The sequence below is a fragment of the Lentilitoribacter sp. EG35 genome (assembly GCF_040784015.1).
Classification (GTDB): domain Bacteria; phylum Pseudomonadota; class Alphaproteobacteria; order Rhizobiales; family Rhizobiaceae; genus Lentilitoribacter.
The window spans coordinates 91389-110548 of record NZ_JBFNGQ010000004.1 but is presented as its reverse complement, the minus strand read 5'-3'; the positions used below and the strand labels follow the sequence as shown (position 1 = coordinate 110548).

The following is a 19160-nucleotide window of genomic DNA, read 5'->3' as shown; positions in this document are numbered from 1 at the left end:
ATGGAAGTTCAAACAAATATTGTTGCATTTCTAGCTCTAACATTTGCTATCTCAATCTGCGGCTTCATTTGTATTGCAAAAATTCCCGGTGCCCATTCGCCAGACAACCCTAAAGCCATTCCATTTTGGCTTATAACCGTTTGGGGGCCATCGCTCGCAGCCATTCTCCTATCCTATCAAGATGGGAGGTTGGTAGAATTATTGGCACGTATCTTCCAAATTTCAACTATACCAGATCAAGTTTGGCTACTCGTCATAGCGCCTATTTTATTGTTGCTCATTCTTTCCCGATTTACAAAAGGTGACAGGGAGCCTCTCAGAATAAAAGTAGTATTTATATCAATAGCGTTCAATCTTATTCTCGGCCCCCTAGGGGAGGAATTGGGCTGGCGCGGCTTTATGCAGGAAGATCTAAACACGCAACTCGGATGGTTAGAAACAAGCATTTTTATCGGTTTCATCTGGTACATCTGGCATCTTCCATTATGGACAATTCAATCACCGCAATCAGAAATATCCATTTACCTGTTTGGCTTTCACTGCTTGGCTTACTCCATTATCATCGGAGCGGCCTATACCCTTTCTGGCGGATCAATATTACCAGCAATATTGATCCATTTAACACTAAATCTTGCTTCAAACTGGGCCCTCTTTGTGGGGCTTCCAAAGCCGAATGATTGGTTTCGGGTCAGCATAATTCCCTATTTTGTTCTTGCAGTTATATCAAGTTGGCTTGTTTATTCTAAAACAGGGGAAATTGGCCTCAGCCTGCTAGAGTAAATTGTGACATCAACACAGATTGTTGAAAATAATCCGTCTCGTTTTTGCTATATTGACGTGTTAAGCTCCTGCCAACACAAAGATTCTTGAAGGCTGGTTATGGATAAGGACCAAGGGCGCGCTAAACAATCTATATTGAAACACCGCTCTCTAAGCCGTGTAACTATATTTGCCGAGCGCTTGTGGTCCGTTTTGCTATTCCCATTGTGTATAATGGGATTGTTCATTGCCATTTCCTGGTTCGGCTTTTTTCGATCAATACCATTCTGGGCAAACATCGCCATTCTTGTGGTTTTCGCAATAAGTCTAATCTATGCACTTCTCCCCTTTACAAAGCTTAGACTGCCAACAATCGCAGAAGCAGATCAGCGTCTGGAAGAGGACAACCAAATTCCTCATCAAGGGCTAGCTGTTCATAACCAAGAGCTTAGCCAAGATGATCACGGCTCCTTGGTACTTTGGAAAGAGCATCAAAGACGGATGCTAAAGAAACTTGAAAATCTGCGTCAGGGATCACTACGAACAAACACCGATAGTCGTGATCCTTATGGATTTCGTGCACTTGTCTTGCTGCTTCTCGCAACGGGTTTTTCCTATTCATTTTCTGGTCAATCCGGTACCGTTTTAGATGCATTTTCAAAACCGAAAAATCTTGTAAACCAAGCCGATCTCGTTCGTGTTGATGCATGGATAAAACCGCCGTCTTACGTTAATCAAGCGCCTATATTTTTAAAAAACCTTCCCAGCGATCAGCCCATTGCCATTCCTGAGAATAGTCAAATTGTTGTTCGATTGGCTGGTGCTATTGAAGATATAAAAACACCAGAATTTATTCTTAAAGGTGGTTCAAAACTAGCATTCAACGAAAGTTTGGATAGGCAAAACCCAAATGCACGTTCTTATATATTTACCCCGGTAAATGATGGAGAATTAAGAATATCCAATGCTCAAAAATGGCAGCTAAATCTAGTCCGAGATACGCCCCCAAATATCGCATTTTCCAGATTTCCAGAAAAAGCTCTCAATGGAGCTCTCGAACTGTCATATTTTGCAACCGATGATCATGGTGTTGCATCTGCAAAAGCCATTATTGAGCCACTTTATCCAGCGGACGATCATGCATTACCGCTCTATGATTCACCTGAATTTGATCTACAATTACCTCGCCGCAACAGTGATGATGGTCTGGCTTCAACAAGCTATGACCTCACCGACCACCCGCTTGCAGGCGAGGAAGCAATCATTACACTTATTGTAACCGACCATACGGGGCAGGAAAGTCGAGCAGAGGGTGTAGAGGTTATATTGCCAGAACGGCAATTTGTAAGCCCGCTTGCAAAATCAATGCTCGAACAACGCAAAGTCCTTGCATTTGATGCTTATGAACTACCGCGAGCAATCGTATTAAATGACGCTCTAACTGCACTACCCGAGGAAACAATCCCGAATATACGCGATTATCTACTCATAAAATCAGCTCGAGAAGGCATGAGTCTTGCTTATAGTGATGAAGACTTACTCCGCTGGGTTGATGATTTATGGAGCATTGCGCTTCTGTTGGAGGATGGAGATTTATCACTGGCCGAACAAAGACTTAAAAATGCTCAAAAGGCGCTGTCAGAAGCACTTGAACAAGGTGCAAGTGAAGAAGAAATAGCACAATTGATGGATGAACTTCGTGAAGCAATGGATGACTATCTACAGCAACTGGCGCAAAGTGATAACGTAAACCCACCGCAGCAAAACCAACAACAAAATGCACTCGAGTTAGAAGCGCAGGATTTGACCGACATGCTGGACCAGATTGAAGAAATGGCAAAATCTGGAAATCGTGAGCAAGCACAACGTATGCTTAATGACCTGCAAAACATGATGAATAATATGCAAGCAAACCGCCAACAACAGCCGCAATCTGGCGAACAAAGCCAAACAGAACAGCAGTTAAACGAACTGGGAGAGATTTTACGCGAGCAACAACGTTTGCTCGACCAAACATACCAGCAACAGCAACAGACCGAAAACCAGCAAGGACAGGAAAACACAACCCCATCTCCGGAAGGAGGTGAACGACAAGAACTTTCAGAACAAGAGTTGGCAGATGCATTGCAAAAGTTGGAAGAACAACAGCAAGCTTTACAAGAGCGGCTCCAACAACTGCAAAAACAGATGGAAGAACAAGGTCTTGACCCAGCAGAAGGATTAGGTGAAGCGGCAGATGCAATGGGTAATGCAGCTGGCGAATTAAATAACGGACAAACCGGGCAAGCTGGCGAAGAGCAAGGACGGGCTATCCAAGCACTGCGCGAAGGGGCACAGCAAATGCTTGACCAGTTACAACAACAGATGCAAGCTCAACAAGGCCAAGGTCAGGGCCAGCAGGGCAATCAACCACAGGGCAGACAAGGAAACGGCCAAGGTCGTGATCCATTAGGGCGCAGAAGTGGTGGAGACCGAGAAGGAATTTACGGTCGAAATCCAAACGGTAACTTTGATGATGCTGCCAACGTGCAACGCGCACGAGAAATCCTAGAGATCATACGCAAAAGGCTGGGTGAGAACTTCAGATTAGAATTTGAGAAAAACTATCTGGAGCGTCTTTTAAAAACGCCCCAATAATCTCACGCAGCCAGAGCTTGTGCTACAGCCTGACGAATATCAGGCAATGAAAAAGGTTTAGGCACAACATCGACAATAATCTGCGCAAGATTATCAGCACGTTCACGTTGTTCTGCAAATCCCGTCATCAACAAAATTTTTGTATCAGGATACTTTTCAGCTGTCGCTTCTGCGAGAGCAATTCCATCCATCGCTGGCATTCTGATATCAGACAAAAGAAGATCAAACTTATCCTGAGCTAGCTTTTCCAATCCATCACAACCATCTTCTGCTTCTGTCGTCTCATGCCCATCCATGCGCAAGGCACGTGCAACGAACGAGCGAAGTGCAGTTTCATCTTCTGTGATCAATATCTTAGCCATGTACTCATCCCTATTGTTGCATCTTGATAATGCCAAATCGATTTTATTCGATTTTTTCAATTGAGATTATTTAAGCATGAAATTCTTTGCAGGCTGTAAATGGGCTTGGTAAACAAGATGTCAATTTTGATTTTATTGATCTTCAGCATCACCCTTGACGATACCGACATATGGTAACTCTCTAAATGCATAGGCCACATCCATACCATACCCAACGACAAAATAATCGGGGCAGATAAAACCAACATAATCAGCAGTCAGTTCGCCTTTTCGCTTTGATTCTTTATCCAGCAAAACTGCAAGACCCACATCTTTTGCGCCACGTTCGAACATTAGATCACGAGCAAAACGCAATGTATTACCTGATTCCAAAATATCATCAATGATCAGAACATCTCGTCCGGTTACATCACTATCAATGTCTTTAATAATCTTAACTTGCTTACCTTCGGTTCCCGTTCCATAGCTTGAAAGTGTTATAAACTCTACTTCAGGGGCTAAACCAGCGCGATAAAGTGCGCGTACAAGATCAGCTGCAAAAATGAAAGATCCTTTTAAAATAGCAACGACCAGGAGGTCATTTTTAGGGTTTTTTGCAATAGCTGCCGCTATCAGATCGATTTTCTCTTGGATTTCTGTATCAGAGAACAATACGTCTATATTTTTACCGCGAACAACTTCCATAACACCAATAAATCTCTCAAATGACACCGCAAAATAGCGGTTTAAATTCAATTTGGATTAACATAGATGATGGAGCCTGCGCTCAAGCCTCGGTCAATCCGTACAACATGACCTTCATTAGCAGCTTTATTTGGTTTTGGCTTGTCAAAAATACCGGATTCAATTGGATTTTCAGTCAATTTCTTTGTTTTAGAAAAGACCCCTTCTGAACCAATACTGCCGGTAAGAACAGTATTATCAATCGTTGATGTCAAATTATCAACCTGACTGGAAACAAACCAAAGCATCGGAAATAATAATGCTGTAATAATGGAACAAATTGCGAGTGTTAAAATTATCTGACTTAGAACTGGCTTTCCAACTTTTTTATCATGTATTTTAGAGAAAACAGATAAACGCTGACCCGGATTATTTTGGCTTGGATCATTTTGGTTTGAAATCAACTGTTCACGAATTTTAGATATATGAACTGCCCTGGGTTGATTTCCAGCAGAAGGTGTGCCCGGCGCGCGCTCACCCATCTCTATCGTTTCAAAAATGGCATCTTCAATATCGCGCTCAAAAGAATTCAATTTTTTACTTTCTACGTCGCGACAAGAAGCGTTGATTAAAGAGATATCTTGTCTTGCAACCAAAGGCATTTGCTGCTCACTTACCATCAAGGTGTTTGCTTGGGCTTATTCTTTACGAAAAGTAAACAAAAATGGTTAACAGACTGGTAATTCTTTACATGGTGCACGAATATGCTTATCTGCAAACTATTGGCGGAATTTATGTTTAGCCCTATATAAATAAAGATAGCGAGTATTAATCTTTAAATGCTCAGTCTTTGAGGAATTGTCTGAATTGATCAAACTCGAAAATGTAGGTGTGAGGTATGGAATGGGACCTGAGATCTTACGAGATCTGACTTTCGATATTCCAAAAAAATCTTTTCACTTTTTAACTGGACCTTCGGGAGCTGGCAAAACAACATTGCTCCGACTTTTATTCATGTCACTTCATCCCACTCGCGGCAATATATCCATGTTTGGGCGCAGCATTTCAGATATCCCACGCGATGAGTTACCTCTGCTTCGGCGAAGAATTGGCATTGTATTTCAAGATTTTCGTCTCCTCAATCACTTAACCACTTATGAAAATGTTGCACTTCCATTGCGTGTTCGCGGCAAAGAAGAAGCAACATACCGAGCCGATGTTGTTGAACTACTTGAATGGGTAGGTCTTGGCGAGCGAATGCATGCTAGCCCACAGATTTTGTCTGGTGGTGAAAAACAACGCGTTGCTATTGCACGGGCACTTATCGATAGGCCGGAAATTTTGCTTGCGGATGAACCAACAGGCAATGTGGATCCACCAATGGCGCTAAGGTTACTTTCACTTTTTAAAGAGTTGAACCGTTTAGGAACAGCGGTAATGATCGCGACCCATGATTTTTCTCTTATGGATCAGATCAATGCGCGGCGAATGATTCTATCTGAGGGGCAAATCGACATTTATGATAGATAAGGCCAAGAAAAAAGTTGTAAAAGTCGGGCAAGCCGCAAAGCTAAAATTCGGCGCTCCGGCTCCTATTGTTCCACCCGCCAATCTGTCCAGCAAAGCATTGATGGTCGTCGTTGTCATAATGTCCTTCCTTGCCTGTCTCACTCTTGGTTTTGTAACGCTTATTCAAGATGCTTCTAAAACATGGCAAACCCAAATATCTGGAGAAATCACCATTCAGATAAAACCCATTGACGGACAAAATATGGAAAGTGCATTGTCCAATGCGAGAGAGATTGCGCTTACTTACGATGGTACCATAGATGCATCAATCATCGATAAAGAAACAACATCTAGATTGTTGGAACCATGGCTTGGCGAAGGTTTTAATCTAGAAGAATTACCGGTCCCGCGCCTTGTTGTCATTACAATTGAAAAAGATGCGCCACCGGATTTTCAAGCGATGAGCAGAGAACTTTCAGATAAAATCTCAGGCGCATATCTCGATGATCATCGCACATGGGCTGGCCGCTTGGTCAGCATGGCACAAAATACTGTGTTCATTGGCATGGGGCTTCTCAGCCTTGTTTTAATCGCAACGACTTTAACCGTCGTTTTTGCAACGCGTGGAGCCATGTCGGTTAATCATGAAATCATTGAAGTTTTGCATTTCGTGGGTGCTGAATCCTCGTTTATCGCTGGTGAATTTCAACGCCACTTCCTGCTCACGGGCCTTTATGGCGGTACAATCGGCGGGGCACTTGCCGCATTTGCATTCTTTATCACCGATTACTTGCAAGAACGAACAATGGCTACCGCTCTTGGTGACCAGGCAAATGCTCTCTTTGGCAGTTTTCAAATGGGGCCATCGGGCTATCTTGGCATCGTAATAATTGTCATCACAGTTGCTGCCCTTACAGCACTCACCACGCGTCTAACGGTTATCCGGACGATTCGTGAAATTGATCTTGTTCGCTCAGATCCTTCTCAATCCAATCAAGTTTAAATCCCGCGAGAAGTTTGACGATTGTCAATACCTAAAAAATGCCCTGCTTACTTCATAAAAAGGACTGGTCTTAGCCATATTTCAGTAGTAAAAGCGATGCATGACTGCGGAAGAAAAACCTAGCGCAACAGAAAATGCTGAACTTGATCACGACCCGATTCCTGAGAAGGAAAATTCGGAAGAATATCCGTTGCGGAAGAAGAACAAATTAAACTGGTTTTTCACTCCATTGGCGCTTATTGGCATTTTGTTCATTGCGATAACCATTAGTGCTTTTGTTCGCTTCGCAGAAGATGTTTCTTCATTAAGGCCAGCTGAAGATTTGGATCAAGCCGATGCAATTGTTGTTCTAACGGGTGGAACCAAACGCATTACTCAGGCTGTTAAACTCTTAGAACAAGGCGTTGGTAAAATGTTGTTTATTTCGGGCGTGAACCCGGACATTTCTGACCAAACGTTACAACGCGTATCTGGCGCATCTCAGGAAACATTTGATTGTTGCATCATGCTTGGCCGAAATGCCAAAAACACCATCGGTAACGGCAAAGAAATCACCAAATGGGCAAATAAAAACGACTACAAAAAACTCGTTGTCGTTACGAGCAATTATCATATGATCCGCAGCCTTTACGAGCTGAAGGCGGTTGATAAAAACACGACCTTCCTCCCCTACCCTGTCGCTACAACCGATCTGAAAGATACCAGCTGGATCAGCGATTCTGATGTCATCAGAGCACTCATCAATGAGTTTGCGAAGTTGAACTACGCCTACTTTCGGGATTTTTTGAATATGAAGATAGCTAACAACTCGCCATCCTAGCTTTCATGTTTCAAGCATTCACCTGAAACACCCAAAATTTCGAACATATTCCATTTCTCTTTTACGCCGATGGTTAATGAGGCATTAACCCGCGCACGCTAAAATTGGATCTAATTATATCGAATTCACGCTTTATTTTGAAGCAAACACATATTTGGATCTGCTTAAGCTCATGCGAACAACTGCACATTCCCCTCAACACCGGAACTATGAACAAAGATTGATGCCTGCCCTTTTAATGCGTCAGCTTCAAATTATCTGTGCCTGTTTAATCTTTCTAGGGTTGATCTTTGCAACGTTCTCATTGGCGACGTGGAATGTAGCTGACCCCAGCTTTTCTCATAAAACATCCGCAATCATTACAAACGCTCTTGGTTTTTCTGGTGCAGCATTTTCTGATCTTATGTTGCAGTTTTTCGGGCTGGCATCAGTGATCGCACTGACCCCTGCTCTGGCGTGGGGCATTTCTCTTCTTCGCGGCAAATTGTTTGACCGCCGAAATTCAAGGCTAAGCGCTTGGTTCTTTGGCTCACTTCTTATGTCTGCAGTAATGGGCCTTGTGCCCAGCCCTGAAACATGGCCATTACCCACTGGTCTTGGTGGTGTCATCGGAGATATGCTTTTAAAACTGCCAGCGACAATCATTGGCGATTATCCAACTGGTATATTGGCTTTCGCGCTTGGTGCATTAATTTTTCCACCTGCTTTGTGGCTATTACTCAAAGGTTCTGGTCTTGTTCAACGACCAGCAACAGTTTTAGATGATATCGAAGAAGAAACCGCACCTTGGCATGACGATGAAATTGAAGAAGAAGAGGGAAGAAGTTCTCTTATCCTCGGCATTCTCACGCATATGTTCTTAACATTTAAGGCAAGGGCACGTCGCCTTTTCAACTTTAACATTCAAAGAGATGCAGATGAATGGGAATATGACGCACCGTCGGACATGCAAGATGTTCATGATGGGTCTGCTTCATTTCGCCAAGAACCTGATTTTACAACCCATACAGCACAAGAACCAAATTTTGATGATCAATATTTCCAATGCGAGATGGACTCTCAGGATAATGCTCATTACCCCTATGAAGAGGAAACTGACTTTGTTCAGGCTCCACAACCAACAGCTCGCGTAGCACAACCAGCACCACGCCCGAAACAGGGCAAGCGGATCGTGCAAGAAGCCCAAGCATCGTTGCTTTCATCATCAGATTTTGAACTCCCTTCTATTCATCTTCTGGCAGAACCAAAGAATGTGGTTCGCGATGCAACGCTATCAGCAGAAGCACTGGAACAAAACGCACGAATGCTTGAAGGTGTTTTAGAAGATTTCGGCGTTAAAGGTGAAATCATCCATGTTCGCCCCGGTCCCGTTGTTACGCTTTATGAATTGGAACCTGCACCTGGAATTAAATCTTCGCGTGTCATTGGTCTTGCCGATGACATTGCCCGGTCTATGAGTGCCATTGCAGCCCGTGTTGCAGTTGTTCCTGGTCGCAATGCAATCGGCATTGAGTTACCAAATCAATCACGCGAAACTGTCTATTTTCGCGAAATGATTGCAAGCAGAGATTTTGAAGCCAATAAAGGCAAACTACCTTTATCATTGGGTAAAACTATTGGTGGTGAACCTGTTTTCTCTGATTTGGCCAAGATGCCTCACGTCCTTGTGGCAGGGACAACAGGTTCTGGTAAATCCGTTGCAATCAACACAATGATTCTGTCGATCCTTTACCGCTTTAATCCATCGCAATGCCGCTTGATCATGATCGATCCGAAGATGCTTGAACTATCCGTCTATGACGGCATACCACATCTTCTTACACCTGTTGTCACCGATCCTAAAAAGGCAGTTGTTGCGCTTAAATGGACCGTTCGGGAAATGGAAGATCGCTATAAGAAAATGTCAAAACTTGGCGTGCGAAATATCGATGGCTTTAATCAGCGTGCTGAAGAAGCAAGACGCAAAGGTGAAGCGATAACGCGCACTGTTCAAACCGGTTTCGACAAAGAAACAGGTGAAGCTATCTACGAGACGGAAGAATTTGATCTAGAACCATTACCATATATCGTTGTGATCATTGATGAGATGGCCGACCTCATGATGGTGGCTGGCAAGGATATTGAAGGTGCTGTTCAACGTCTTGCGCAAATGGCGCGTGCTGCAGGTATTCATGTAATCATGGCAACCCAAAGACCGTCAGTTGATGTTATCACTGGCACAATTAAAGCCAACTTCCCAACACGTATATCATTTCAGGTCACGTCAAAAATTGATTCGCGCACAATTTTAGGTGAACAAGGTGCTGAACAACTTCTTGGTATGGGCGACATGCTCTTCATGGCAGGTGGTGGCCGTATACAACGGGTCCACGGCCCGTTCGTCTCTGATAATGAGGTCGAGGCCGTCGTTGATCATTTGAAACGACAAGGTGTCCCGCAATATCTTGATGCCATTACTGTTGACGAAGAAGAAGAAAGTGGAAGCGATGCTGGGGGCGGATCAGGAAATAGCAATCTGGCAAACTCTGATGATCCTTATGATCAGGCCGTTGCTGTTGTGCTTCGAGATGGTAAAGCCTCAACTTCTTATATCCAACGCCGTCTAGGTATTGGATATAACAGAGCAGCATCGTTGATTGAACGCATGGAAGAAGAAGGCGTTATTGGCCCAGCAAACCATGCAGGTAAACGCGAAATTCTTGTACCGACCGAGAAAGACATTCTCGCAGAATAACATAGCGGTTGATTCCATATCAGCCGTAATCATGCCGCAGTTTTCTAGTAGTTCGTATATCTGATGGGTAATTTAAAAAATTGGAATAAATGATGAAAATGACACAAATGAACTACAAAGCACTTTTTCCAAGAATAGCTGATCCCATCAAATTGGTAGCATACCTATTACTGGCCATTTCGCTCTCCAGCATAACTGCAAAGGCTGACGGAAAAATTGCACAAAATATCGCCAGTCACTTTGCATCGGTAAAGACGATGATGGGTGAATTTGTTCAGCTGAACCCAGATGGCAATCAAATAGCGGGTAAATTCTTTATATCAAGACCGGGGAAACTCCGTTTTAATTATGAAAAACCATCACCTGTGCGCGTAATATCGGACGGTCGAAATCTTGTTGTTGGCAACCAGAAGCTCAAAACATGGAGCCTATATCCGCTGCGCACAACACCACTAAAACTATTGCTTGCTAATAAGATTAATTTGAAATCCAAAGACATAAAGTCGGTAACTGAAACTGACAGTCTGGTCACAATCGTGATGGGCAATAAGACTATCTTTGGCAAATCAACAATTACAATGATGTTTGATCCTGCGTCTTATGAGTTACGTCAATGGACAATCAAAGATGTTCAAGGCAAAGAGACAACTGTCCTGATTTTTAATGTTGAAACCGGTGTTGATTTCGCAAAAAGCGTATTTCGTATCCCATATCACGAGATGAATAAGGATAATGAAGGTTAAACTTCATACTTCCACTTCAATAACGCTTTAAAATGATCTAAACCTGAAAACTAATAGAAATTTTCAGGAGTAGGTCATTGGCATTTTCGGTTGTAACATGGAATATTAATTCAGTTCGTCTTAGAATGCCAATCGTCGAGAAGTTTTTAGAAGAACATCAACCAGACGTTTTATGCCTACAAGAAATCAAATGTGAGAATGGCTCCTTCCCTTCAGCCGGATTTCGAAAACTTGGCTATCAACATTTCGCAATTCATGGTCAGAAGAGCTATCACGGAGTTGCGACAGTTTCTAAAACGCCGATCGCCGATATAACAAGATTAGATTTCGCCCAAAAAGGGGATGCTCGTCATGTCTCTGGTGTCGTTGATGCTGGCGATAAGAAAATTCGCATTCACAACTTCTATGTACCTGCTGGTGGCGACGAAGCTAATCGTAATACAAATCCAAAATTTGCACATAAATTGGACTTTCTTGCAGAAATGAAAGAAATGCATTCTGAGTCTGAAATGGACCAGGGTGTTTCATCAATTTTAGTTGGAGACCTTAACATAGCACCAGCTGAGACCGATGTTTGGTCGCACAAGCAACTATTGAAGGTTGTTAGTCACACACCAATCGAAGTTGAAACTCTCAATGACGTGCAGGAAAAAGGTGGGTGGCACGATCTCGTTCGCCAACATGTACCAATTGAAGAAAAGCTTTTCACCTGGTGGAGTTATCGCTCCAAAGATTGGGAGAAAGCAGATAAAGGTCGCCGTTTAGACCACATTTGGTCGTCTGCCGATCTAAAAGAGTCACTTTCTAAAATCGAAGTATTACGCCACGCGCGCGGTTGGGAAAAACCATCAGATCATGTACCAATGATTGCTCATTTAAAACTATAAGTCTCAGGCGAACTTATATTTAATTTTCTGAAGATTTGATGTCAGCTCTGTTATGTTTTGCTCAATACGTTTGCGCAAAACATCTGCCACCTCAGGGTATTCAGTCAAGAGTCGGTGGAATAGCACTCTGTCAAATCGCATTAAATGCGCATTTTCAGTCGCGGTAACAGTAAACTGGCGTTTTGAGGGGGAAATCAATGCTAACTCGCCAAGCAAGGCAGCACGTTCTGCAGTACCTACAATAGCCATTTCGCCATTCTTATTTGGCGCAGACAACTCAAGGTTACCCGACAGCACAACATATGCGCCGCTGGCTGAATCTCCAAATTTATAAAGGGATTGACCTTCATAAATGTTTCGGTGAGTAGCACCAAAAGCAAGTAGCCGAAGCGCTTCACCAGGTATTTCTGAAAATAGAGGTGTTTGGTGCAATACCTCAAGATCATCTGTCAGTGCCATAATAAACCCTCAGCGAAACCTATCCTTTATTTACGGAACAAGTTTATAACCACCGCTTTCGGTCACAAGAATTTCAGCGCTAGACGGATCTTTTTCAATTTTCTGTCTCAAGCGATAAACATGAGTCTCCAGTGTATGCGTTGTTACACCGGAATTATATCCCCAAACCTTTTCCAAGATATCATTGCGCGGCACAACTTTTTGCTCTGCACGATAAAGAAAACGAATGATTGAAGCCTCTTTCTCTGTCAGGCGAATTTTGTTCTCTTCCTCATCAATCAATAACTTCTGACTTGGCTTGAACGTGTAAGGACCAACGACAAATGTGGCATCTTCACTTTGTTCATGTTGGCGCAGTTGCGCACGGATACGCGCAAGCAGCACAGCAAAACGAAAAGGTTTTGGTACATAATCATTCGCACCAGCTTCAAGCCCAAGAATGGTATCAGAATCTGTATCATGGCCAGTCAGCATAATGATTGGTGATTTAAAGCCGCCCTTGCGAAGAAGTTTCACAGCCTCACGGCCATCCATATCAGGAAGCCCGACATCCATAATCAAAAGGTCGAGATGATTATCCCGAGCCGTTTTTACACCTTTTGTTGCTGTGCTTTCCTGCAATATGAAAAACTCTTCATAAAGAGAAAGTTGCTCGATGAGCGTCTCACGCAAATCATCATCATCGTCAACAAGCAAAATAGTACGGGCTGTCATTTGTCGTTCCTTTTAAAGTCACCATGAGTAAACTTAGTTTAGTTCTTCAAGATTCGCAAAGATATTACACAGGTCTTCAACTGTAATTTCTAAAACATAACAATGACGTGGTCACTATGGTTGAAAAATGGCTTTTTAATTGCGAAATTCAATATTCCAAACATTTATTAGAAAAATATGAAGCCAACATCCAATAAACTAAGATCAAATAATAGTGTAGATCATGTCATCATTCGAGCAAAACCGGGTGATCCGACTAGGTGTTTGATTAGATTTGGACATACAACAATACAAGGTTGCTTGGGTCGCAATGGGCGAACAATCTTCAAGCGCGAGGGTGACGGCAAAACCCCTATTGCTAATATGCGAGTGCTGTATGGGTACCTAAAACCGAGCATTAAAAACTCAACACGACACCAAATAATCATGTCGCAAACCAACCAAAGCCTAGGCTGGTGCGATGAGCCCACACATCCAAGTTACAACAGGTCTGTGAAGCGGCCATTCTCGCACAGCTATGAAAAGATGCTTCGCGATGATATTCTTTATGATTTTATCATTGTGCTAGATTGGAACATCACGTGCCGCAAACGATATTGTGGCAGTGCGATTTTCTTCCATGTCGCCAAACAGGGATACCCTCCCACACAAGGTTGCATCGCAGTATCAAAGAGAGACATGAAGAAGATCATACCATTTATAACGAAGAAAACGCGTTTCAAAGTTCTCTAAACACCAAACCATCCGATAATACCGCCCATAACGACGACGACTACCAACCAGTGTATGCCATCAATAATGGTCAAATCCCAACCAAAATCCTGGTATCGGTTATTAATCGTCATGGTCGGCATGATAATTCCTAACCAGAGGAAAAAGCCAGATACGATGCCGTTATATAAAGTGACCTGCCCGTCGCCTAGATGTCCGATCACGCCAGCCATCATAATAGCTAAAACAATCTCGCAGACAAATGTAATAACCAAAAGACTGGGCTCCATTTTTGGTTCAGTACCTTCTGGTATCTTCACCGCCTTCATCCAGCGTTTTGCATTAACGCCATAATAGACTGAACCGACAGCAAATGCTGCAATGACAGCCACAATGACAGCAATGTAATTGATCCCACCAAATTGCATAGCAAATCTCCTCTCATCACATAACTAGAAGATCACTATAACAAATATGCCTAATTAAAATAAAGTACAGCTTGTATGAATCACTAATATTCGCAAAACCAAGTGAAAGCCTCCAACCTAGGTTGGAGGATTCTCAAGATTACCCATGCGACAAACCTCAAAATACTCTTCGTCTGTCATTGGTTGAACGGACAAGCGCATGGATGTTACCAGCGGCATATTCGCCAGTTTTGGATTAGCTTTCACATCTTTAAGGGTCACATGTGTTGGCATATCGCAGACTGCCTTTATGTCCACACATTCCCACCGCTCATCATCAGTTGTCGAATCCGGATGACAAAGCGCGCATACTTCAATCACACCAACGACGGCCAAACCTTCATTTGAGTGATAGAAGAAACCTTTATCACCCAATTTCATAGCTCGCATATTATTACGAGCCTGATAATTGCGGATACCATCCCATTCTTCCCCAGCATCGCCCTTGGCTTTTTGCTGATCCCAAGACCATTTAAATGGTTCCGATTTAAATAACCAATATGCCAAATTAAGCCCCAATCTCAGATGAAGGTTCATGAAACACCCAAGTATAAGGTTTTATATCAACCTCTGCAAAAAGACCAACTTTTGCATACGGATCTTCTTTTGCAATTTGTTCTGCCTCAGTCTTATCTTCGACATTTAGAATAATGAGACTGCCACAAGGTTTGTCATTTTCATCCAATAAAGGGCCGGCGATTTTCAATATACCTTTTGCATCCAAATCTTTCAGAAAGGCAAGGTGATCCTCTCGTGTGTCCAAACGCGTTTGTAAGGCGCCGGCGTTATCTTTACACATTAAAGCAACATACATTTACAACATCTCCATCAATGTTCATTTTCACTACGTAACGGCCTTTCTAAGAGTTGCGAGATCGCATCCCGCACCTCCAACTTACCATTAATAATATCAGCAACTGATTTTGTGAGTGGCAACGCTATATTGTTGCTTTGTGCAATATCAGCCGCGGCAAGAGCTGCATTTGCACCCTCTACAAGCGGCTTACCCTCACCCACCAAATCGCTTGGTTTTGCGCCCTGACCAATGGCAATGCCAAAACGATAATTTCGGGATTGCTCACTGCTGGCAGTTAAAACCAGATCACCCAGCGCCGCAAGGCCGGAAGACGTTTCAGGATTTCCACCCATAAAAACGATGTAGCGCGATAGCTCCACCAATCCTCTGGCGATCACAGAGGCTCGAGCGCTATCACCAAGGTTTGCACCAACAACGATGCCAGCCGCTATTGCAAGAACATTTTTAAGCGCACCACCTGTTTGCACACCGATCGGATCGCTACTGGCATATAGACGGAAATTTTTACGTGAGATGCTTTGCGATAAATCTTCTGCAAATTTAATCTCATCAGCTGCAAGCGTCATTGCTGTCGGCAAGCCTTTTGCAATATCTGCAGCAAAACCAGGACCTGAAAGAATTGCAAGTCGTTGGCTTTTCAAAACTTTACTCACACTTTCACTCACCAACCCACCGTTCTTCGGATCAAACCCTTTGGAGCAAATGATAAAACTCGCACCTTTCTTCAGATAGGGTTGCGTAAGAATGGCAAATTCTTGCTGAGCCTTGCTTGGCACAACGGATAAAACAATATCAGCAGTCTTCAAAACGTCATAATCTGCGGTTATCTCAAGCAAGGGAGGCAACATAATACCAGGCAACCGCGCTGCATTCACACGCTTTTTTTGAATATCTGTAGCCTGCGTTTCGCCGCGCACAAGCAAACTGATATTTGCTTGATCATCTGATGCGAGGACAGACGCCAGAGCTGTACCGAAAGCGCCACCGCCGGCGACCACTATGTTTGTCTTTTTGCTCATGCTTTTGCGCCACGCCGACCAGAACCAATTTTCGTTACCGCATTTTCGTCCAACGGCCAACGTGAACGAGGGGCAACATGCATAGGATCACCCTCCAATCCAAGTGCCATTCGCTCCGCTCCGGCCCACGCAATCATACTTGCATTATCAGTACATAAATGATGCGGAGGCGCAACAAAACCCAATTTATACTCAGCACAAAGCCCATTTAATAACATTCGAATTTTCTTATTCGCCGCAACACCGCCTGCGACCACAAAGGATGGGTTCATTGGCAAATCTTCAAGTGCGTTAAACCGCTCAAGACCGCGCGACAATCGTTCCTTTAGCGTTTTCACAACAGCCTTTTCAAAACTCGCACATAAATCGCTCACGGTTTGATCAGATAGTGGTTGCTCGGCAATGGCTGTCTGGCGAATAGCTGTTTTGAGGCCAGAGAATGAAAAATCACAATTCTTCTGTCCACGCAAAGGCATGGGTAGTGCGAAACGGTCCTCATCACCCTGCATTGCAGCTTTCTCCACCGCCGGACCGCCCGGATATGACAATCCTAGCAATTTGGCTGTTTTATCAAAACACTCACCCAATGCATCATCAATAGTTGTTCCCCACCGCTCATATGAACCAACACCTTTGACCAAGATCAGCTGGGTATGTCCACCGGACACCAGAAGCATTAGATAAGGGAATTGCAGACCATCGGTTAACCGCGCTGTAAGTGCATGACCTTCTAGGTGGTTAATTGCATAAAGCGGCTTACCGGTCACCATGGCCAATGCTTTACCACTCATCAAACCAACCATAAGGCCACCAATAAGCCCCGGGCCTGATGTAGCTGCAATGGCATCAATATCTTCTAGTGTACAATCAGCATCGCTCAACGCTTTTTCAATCAATGTATCGAGCTTCTCAACATGCGCGCGTGCTGCAAGCTCCGGCACAACACCACCATAAGCTTCATGCACATCAAACTGAGAATAGACGATATCGCTATTAATCACACCCGAGCCATCACCACGGCGCGTTACCACAGCAGCAGCGGTTTCATCGCAACTGGTCTCAATTCCCAAAACTTTTATGACTTGCGTCACCATAGACGGTTTCCAAAAAAATAAGTTTGGCGTAAAGCATTAATAGAGCCCAGTTAGCAACGGACACCAAATGATGCAAACAAAACCTTACAAAATTGGCACACGTGGCGGAGCTTTGGCACTTATTCAAGCTGAAGATGTTCGAAAAAAGCTTATGTTGGCACATGATCTACCAGAAAGCGCATTTGAGATAGTTATCCTGTCTACCAAAGCTGACCGTATGACAAATCAACCACTTTCCGAAATTGGTGGCAAAGGTTTATTCACATTAGAACTTGAGGAAAAGCTTATTGATGGCTCTCTGGATTTTGCAGTTCATTGCGTAAAAGATATGGCCACCAAACTACCAGAAGGGCTTTATCTATCTGCATATCTAGAGCGCGAAGATCCCAGAGATGTGCTCATTGGTGGCGCTGCAAATACAATTTCAGAACTACCCGAAAATGCGCTGATCGGAACTTCGTCGCTTAGAAGGCAAGCACTTATTCGCCGGATACGTCCCGACCTCAGAGTTACACTTTTTCGCGGGCTTGTTGGAACCCGATTACAAAAGCTTGCCGATGGTGAAGTCGATGCCACATTACTCGCTCTTGCAGGGTTAAAACGCCTTAAAATAGAAGATAAAGCCACAGAGATCTTGGAAATCGATACGTTCCTTCCAGCACCCGGCCAAGGCGCAATATGCATAGAAAGCAAAATAGGCAATTCCCATATCGACGAATTGATTGCTCCTTTAAACGATCCAACAACAGAAACCTGTATACTTTGTGAGCGCGCATTCTTACGCGCCTTGGACGGATCATGCCGCACACCAATTGCTGGTCACGCACAACTCATAGATCAAAAGATCCATTTTTCAGGTAAGATTTTAAACGACGATGGAAGCCTGGTTTATGAAACTCAAGTAACAGGTAACGCCAATGATGCTGATACAATCGGCAAAGATGCAGGCGAAACACTTCGCGCGCAGGCTGGCGACGACTTTTTTAAAGATTGGACATGAGGGAATAATGAGGGTTCTTATCACACGACCAGAACCATCTGCATCGGTAACAGCCAGTAAGCTACTCAAGATTGGCCACACACCTATAACATTCCCTATGTCGAGACGAGAATGTGTGGAAATTTCCACACAAACCAACTTGCATTCTGCAAGTGCTTTTATCTTTACAAGTGCAAACGCGGTACATTGCTTTAAAAACACTCCAATTTCAAATCCTGAACTTCTTAGTAAACTCACCTATGTCGTAGGTGACAAAACCAAAGGTGAAGCATTAAAGCTTGGGTTTAACAACATTCAAACAGGCACAGGAAATGGTCAGGCTTTAGCAGAACTCATCGTCCGAGATTTCAATGATAGACAGATTGCACCAGCTGCGGATACGCCTCTCATATATCTAACAGCGGAAAATCGTACATCAGACCTTGAAGAAACACTTGCAAAAAACAAGTTGCCAGTTACACCAATTATTATCTACGAAATGATAACTCATTTCTCGCAAGCACAGTTCATTAGTGTTCTTAAAAACAACGCGATCGACATCGTATTATTCTACTCTCAAAGCGCAGTGCGTCGATTCTTCGCAGCAATCAATAATAATGATCCGAATTTGTTTACATCCTTGCGTTATGGGTGTTTAAGCAAGGAAATCGCATCTGCAATACCTGATGAGTTTTCTAACCAGATTGACATTGCAATTGAACCTAAAGAACATCATCTTTTAGCCTGTATTGGCAATTAGTTTAAAATTAAATATCCTTTCTG

Annotated in this window: 21 protein-coding genes; 11 read left to right on the top strand and 10 right to left on the bottom strand. The window is 43.4% G+C overall.

Translation table 11 applies throughout. The features are described 5' to 3' along the window. Complete coding sequence (locus tag AB2J24_RS09120) at positions 1 to 780, top strand: CPBP family intramembrane glutamic endopeptidase (RefSeq protein WP_367385250.1); 780 nt, start codon at positions 1 to 3, stop codon at positions 778 to 780. Between the two features lie 99 nt (positions 781 to 879). Beyond that, the gene (locus AB2J24_RS09115) at positions 880 to 3396 is read left to right on the top strand and encodes a TIGR02302 family protein (RefSeq protein WP_367385249.1); all 2517 of its coding nucleotides are present in this window, start codon (positions 880 to 882) and stop codon (positions 3394 to 3396) included. A gap of 2 nt (positions 3397 to 3398) precedes the next feature. Here AB2J24_RS09115 and AB2J24_RS09110 read toward each other — a convergent pair whose 3' ends face one another. The 3 genes from AB2J24_RS09110 to AB2J24_RS09100 all read right to left on the bottom strand — a co-directional run bounded on the left by AB2J24_RS09110 (position 3399) and on the right by AB2J24_RS09100 (position 5014). Beyond that, positions 3399 to 3758, bottom strand: coding sequence for a response regulator (locus AB2J24_RS09110; protein WP_162653176.1), 360 nt, complete (start codon positions 3756 to 3758; stop codon positions 3399 to 3401). A gap of 132 nt (positions 3759 to 3890) precedes the next feature. Next, a complete protein-coding gene (gene hpt, locus AB2J24_RS09105) occupies positions 3891 to 4442 on the bottom strand; it encodes a hypoxanthine phosphoribosyltransferase (protein ID WP_367385377.1) in 552 nt (183 codons plus the stop codon). Positions 4443 to 4489: 47 nt separating this feature from the next. Continuing rightward, positions 4490 to 5014 carry a hypothetical protein gene (locus AB2J24_RS09100; RefSeq protein ID WP_367385248.1) on the bottom strand — a complete coding sequence of 175 codons (525 nt, stop codon included), beginning with the start codon at positions 5012 to 5014 and terminating at the stop codon, positions 4490 to 4492. A 274-nt stretch (positions 5015 to 5288) separates the two neighbouring features. Between AB2J24_RS09100 and ftsE the strand changes: the two genes are divergently transcribed. From ftsE to xth, 6 genes are all read left to right on the top strand, one after another. Beyond that, the gene (gene ftsE, locus AB2J24_RS09095) at positions 5289 to 5951 is read left to right on the top strand and encodes a cell division ATP-binding protein FtsE (protein WP_367385247.1); all 663 of its coding nucleotides are present in this window, start codon (positions 5289 to 5291) and stop codon (positions 5949 to 5951) included. Positions 5952 to 6051: 100 nt separating this feature from the next. After that, positions 6052 to 6933 (top strand): cell division protein FtsX, encoded by an 882-nt coding sequence (locus tag AB2J24_RS09090; protein WP_162653677.1) that lies wholly within the window; start codon positions 6052 to 6054, stop codon positions 6931 to 6933. A gap of 100 nt (positions 6934 to 7033) precedes the next feature. Continuing rightward, the gene (locus AB2J24_RS09085) at positions 7034 to 7753 is read left to right on the top strand and encodes a YdcF family protein (RefSeq protein ID WP_367385246.1); all 720 of its coding nucleotides are present in this window, start codon (positions 7034 to 7036) and stop codon (positions 7751 to 7753) included. Between the two features lie 223 nt (positions 7754 to 7976). Next, entirely contained in the window at positions 7977 to 10487 is a 2511-nt protein-coding gene (locus AB2J24_RS09080) for a DNA translocase FtsK (RefSeq protein ID WP_367385245.1), read from the top strand. Positions 10488 to 10579: 92 nt separating this feature from the next. Next, positions 10580 to 11230, top strand: coding sequence for an outer-membrane lipoprotein carrier protein LolA (locus tag AB2J24_RS09075; protein ID WP_244627884.1), 651 nt, complete (start codon positions 10580 to 10582; stop codon positions 11228 to 11230). Positions 11231 to 11307: 77 nt separating this feature from the next. Next, positions 11308 to 12117 carry an exodeoxyribonuclease III gene (gene xth / locus AB2J24_RS09070; protein WP_162653182.1) on the top strand — a complete coding sequence of 270 codons (810 nt, stop codon included), beginning with the start codon at positions 11308 to 11310 and terminating at the stop codon, positions 12115 to 12117. 3 nt (positions 12118 to 12120) lie between these two features. Here the strand turns inward: xth and AB2J24_RS09065 are convergent, their stop codons facing one another. Both AB2J24_RS09065 and AB2J24_RS09060 read right to left on the bottom strand, forming a co-directional pair. Continuing rightward, on the bottom strand, positions 12121 to 12576 hold the full coding sequence (locus AB2J24_RS09065; protein ID WP_367385244.1) for a cyclic nucleotide-binding domain-containing protein: 456 nt from the start codon (positions 12574 to 12576) through the stop codon (positions 12121 to 12123). A 30-nt stretch (positions 12577 to 12606) separates the two neighbouring features. Next, positions 12607 to 13290: a response regulator transcription factor gene (locus AB2J24_RS09060; RefSeq protein ID WP_162653184.1), complete on the bottom strand. Its 684-nt coding sequence runs from the start codon at positions 13288 to 13290 to the stop codon at positions 12607 to 12609. Positions 13291 to 13467: 177 nt separating this feature from the next. Between AB2J24_RS09060 and AB2J24_RS09055 the strand changes: the two genes are divergently transcribed. Next, a complete protein-coding gene (locus tag AB2J24_RS09055) occupies positions 13468 to 14022 on the top strand; it encodes a L,D-transpeptidase family protein (protein ID WP_367385243.1) in 555 nt (184 codons plus the stop codon). Here the strand turns inward: AB2J24_RS09055 and AB2J24_RS09050 are convergent. The 5 genes from AB2J24_RS09050 to tsaD all read right to left on the bottom strand — a co-directional run bounded on the left by AB2J24_RS09050 (position 14019) and on the right by tsaD (position 17398). Continuing rightward, the gene (locus tag AB2J24_RS09050; RefSeq protein WP_367385242.1) at positions 14019 to 14429 is read right to left on the bottom strand and encodes a DUF1761 domain-containing protein; all 411 of its coding nucleotides are present in this window, start codon (positions 14427 to 14429) and stop codon (positions 14019 to 14021) included. The two genes, AB2J24_RS09055 and AB2J24_RS09050, sit on opposite strands and share 4 nt — an antisense overlap. Positions 14430 to 14546: 117 nt before the next feature. Further along, positions 14547 to 14975: an EVE domain-containing protein gene (locus tag AB2J24_RS09045; RefSeq protein ID WP_162653678.1), complete on the bottom strand. Its 429-nt coding sequence runs from the start codon at positions 14973 to 14975 to the stop codon at positions 14547 to 14549. Between the two features lies 1 nt (position 14976). After that, positions 14977 to 15282: a YciI family protein gene (locus AB2J24_RS09040; RefSeq protein ID WP_162653187.1), complete on the bottom strand. Its 306-nt coding sequence runs from the start codon at positions 15280 to 15282 to the stop codon at positions 14977 to 14979. Positions 15283 to 15296: 14 nt separating this feature from the next. Continuing rightward, entirely contained in the window at positions 15297 to 16304 is a 1008-nt protein-coding gene (locus AB2J24_RS09035; protein WP_367385241.1) for an NAD(P)H-dependent glycerol-3-phosphate dehydrogenase, read from the bottom strand. Further along, positions 16301 to 17398, bottom strand: coding sequence for a tRNA (adenosine(37)-N6)-threonylcarbamoyltransferase complex transferase subunit TsaD (gene tsaD / locus AB2J24_RS09030; protein WP_420883637.1), 1098 nt, complete (start codon positions 17396 to 17398; stop codon positions 16301 to 16303). Before tsaD ends, AB2J24_RS09035 begins: the two co-directional genes overlap by 4 nt. A 70-nt stretch (positions 17399 to 17468) precedes the next feature. Between tsaD and hemC the strand changes: the two genes are divergently transcribed. Next, positions 17469 to 18398, top strand: a complete 930-nt coding sequence (hemC, locus tag AB2J24_RS09025; RefSeq protein ID WP_367385376.1) for a hydroxymethylbilane synthase — start codon at positions 17469 to 17471, stop codon at positions 18396 to 18398. A 7-nt stretch (positions 18399 to 18405) separates the two neighbouring features. Beyond that, positions 18406 to 19137 carry a uroporphyrinogen-III synthase gene (locus AB2J24_RS09020; protein WP_367385240.1) on the top strand — a complete coding sequence of 244 codons (732 nt, stop codon included), beginning with the start codon at positions 18406 to 18408 and terminating at the stop codon, positions 19135 to 19137. The last annotated feature ends 23 nt before the right edge of the window (positions 19138 to 19160 follow it).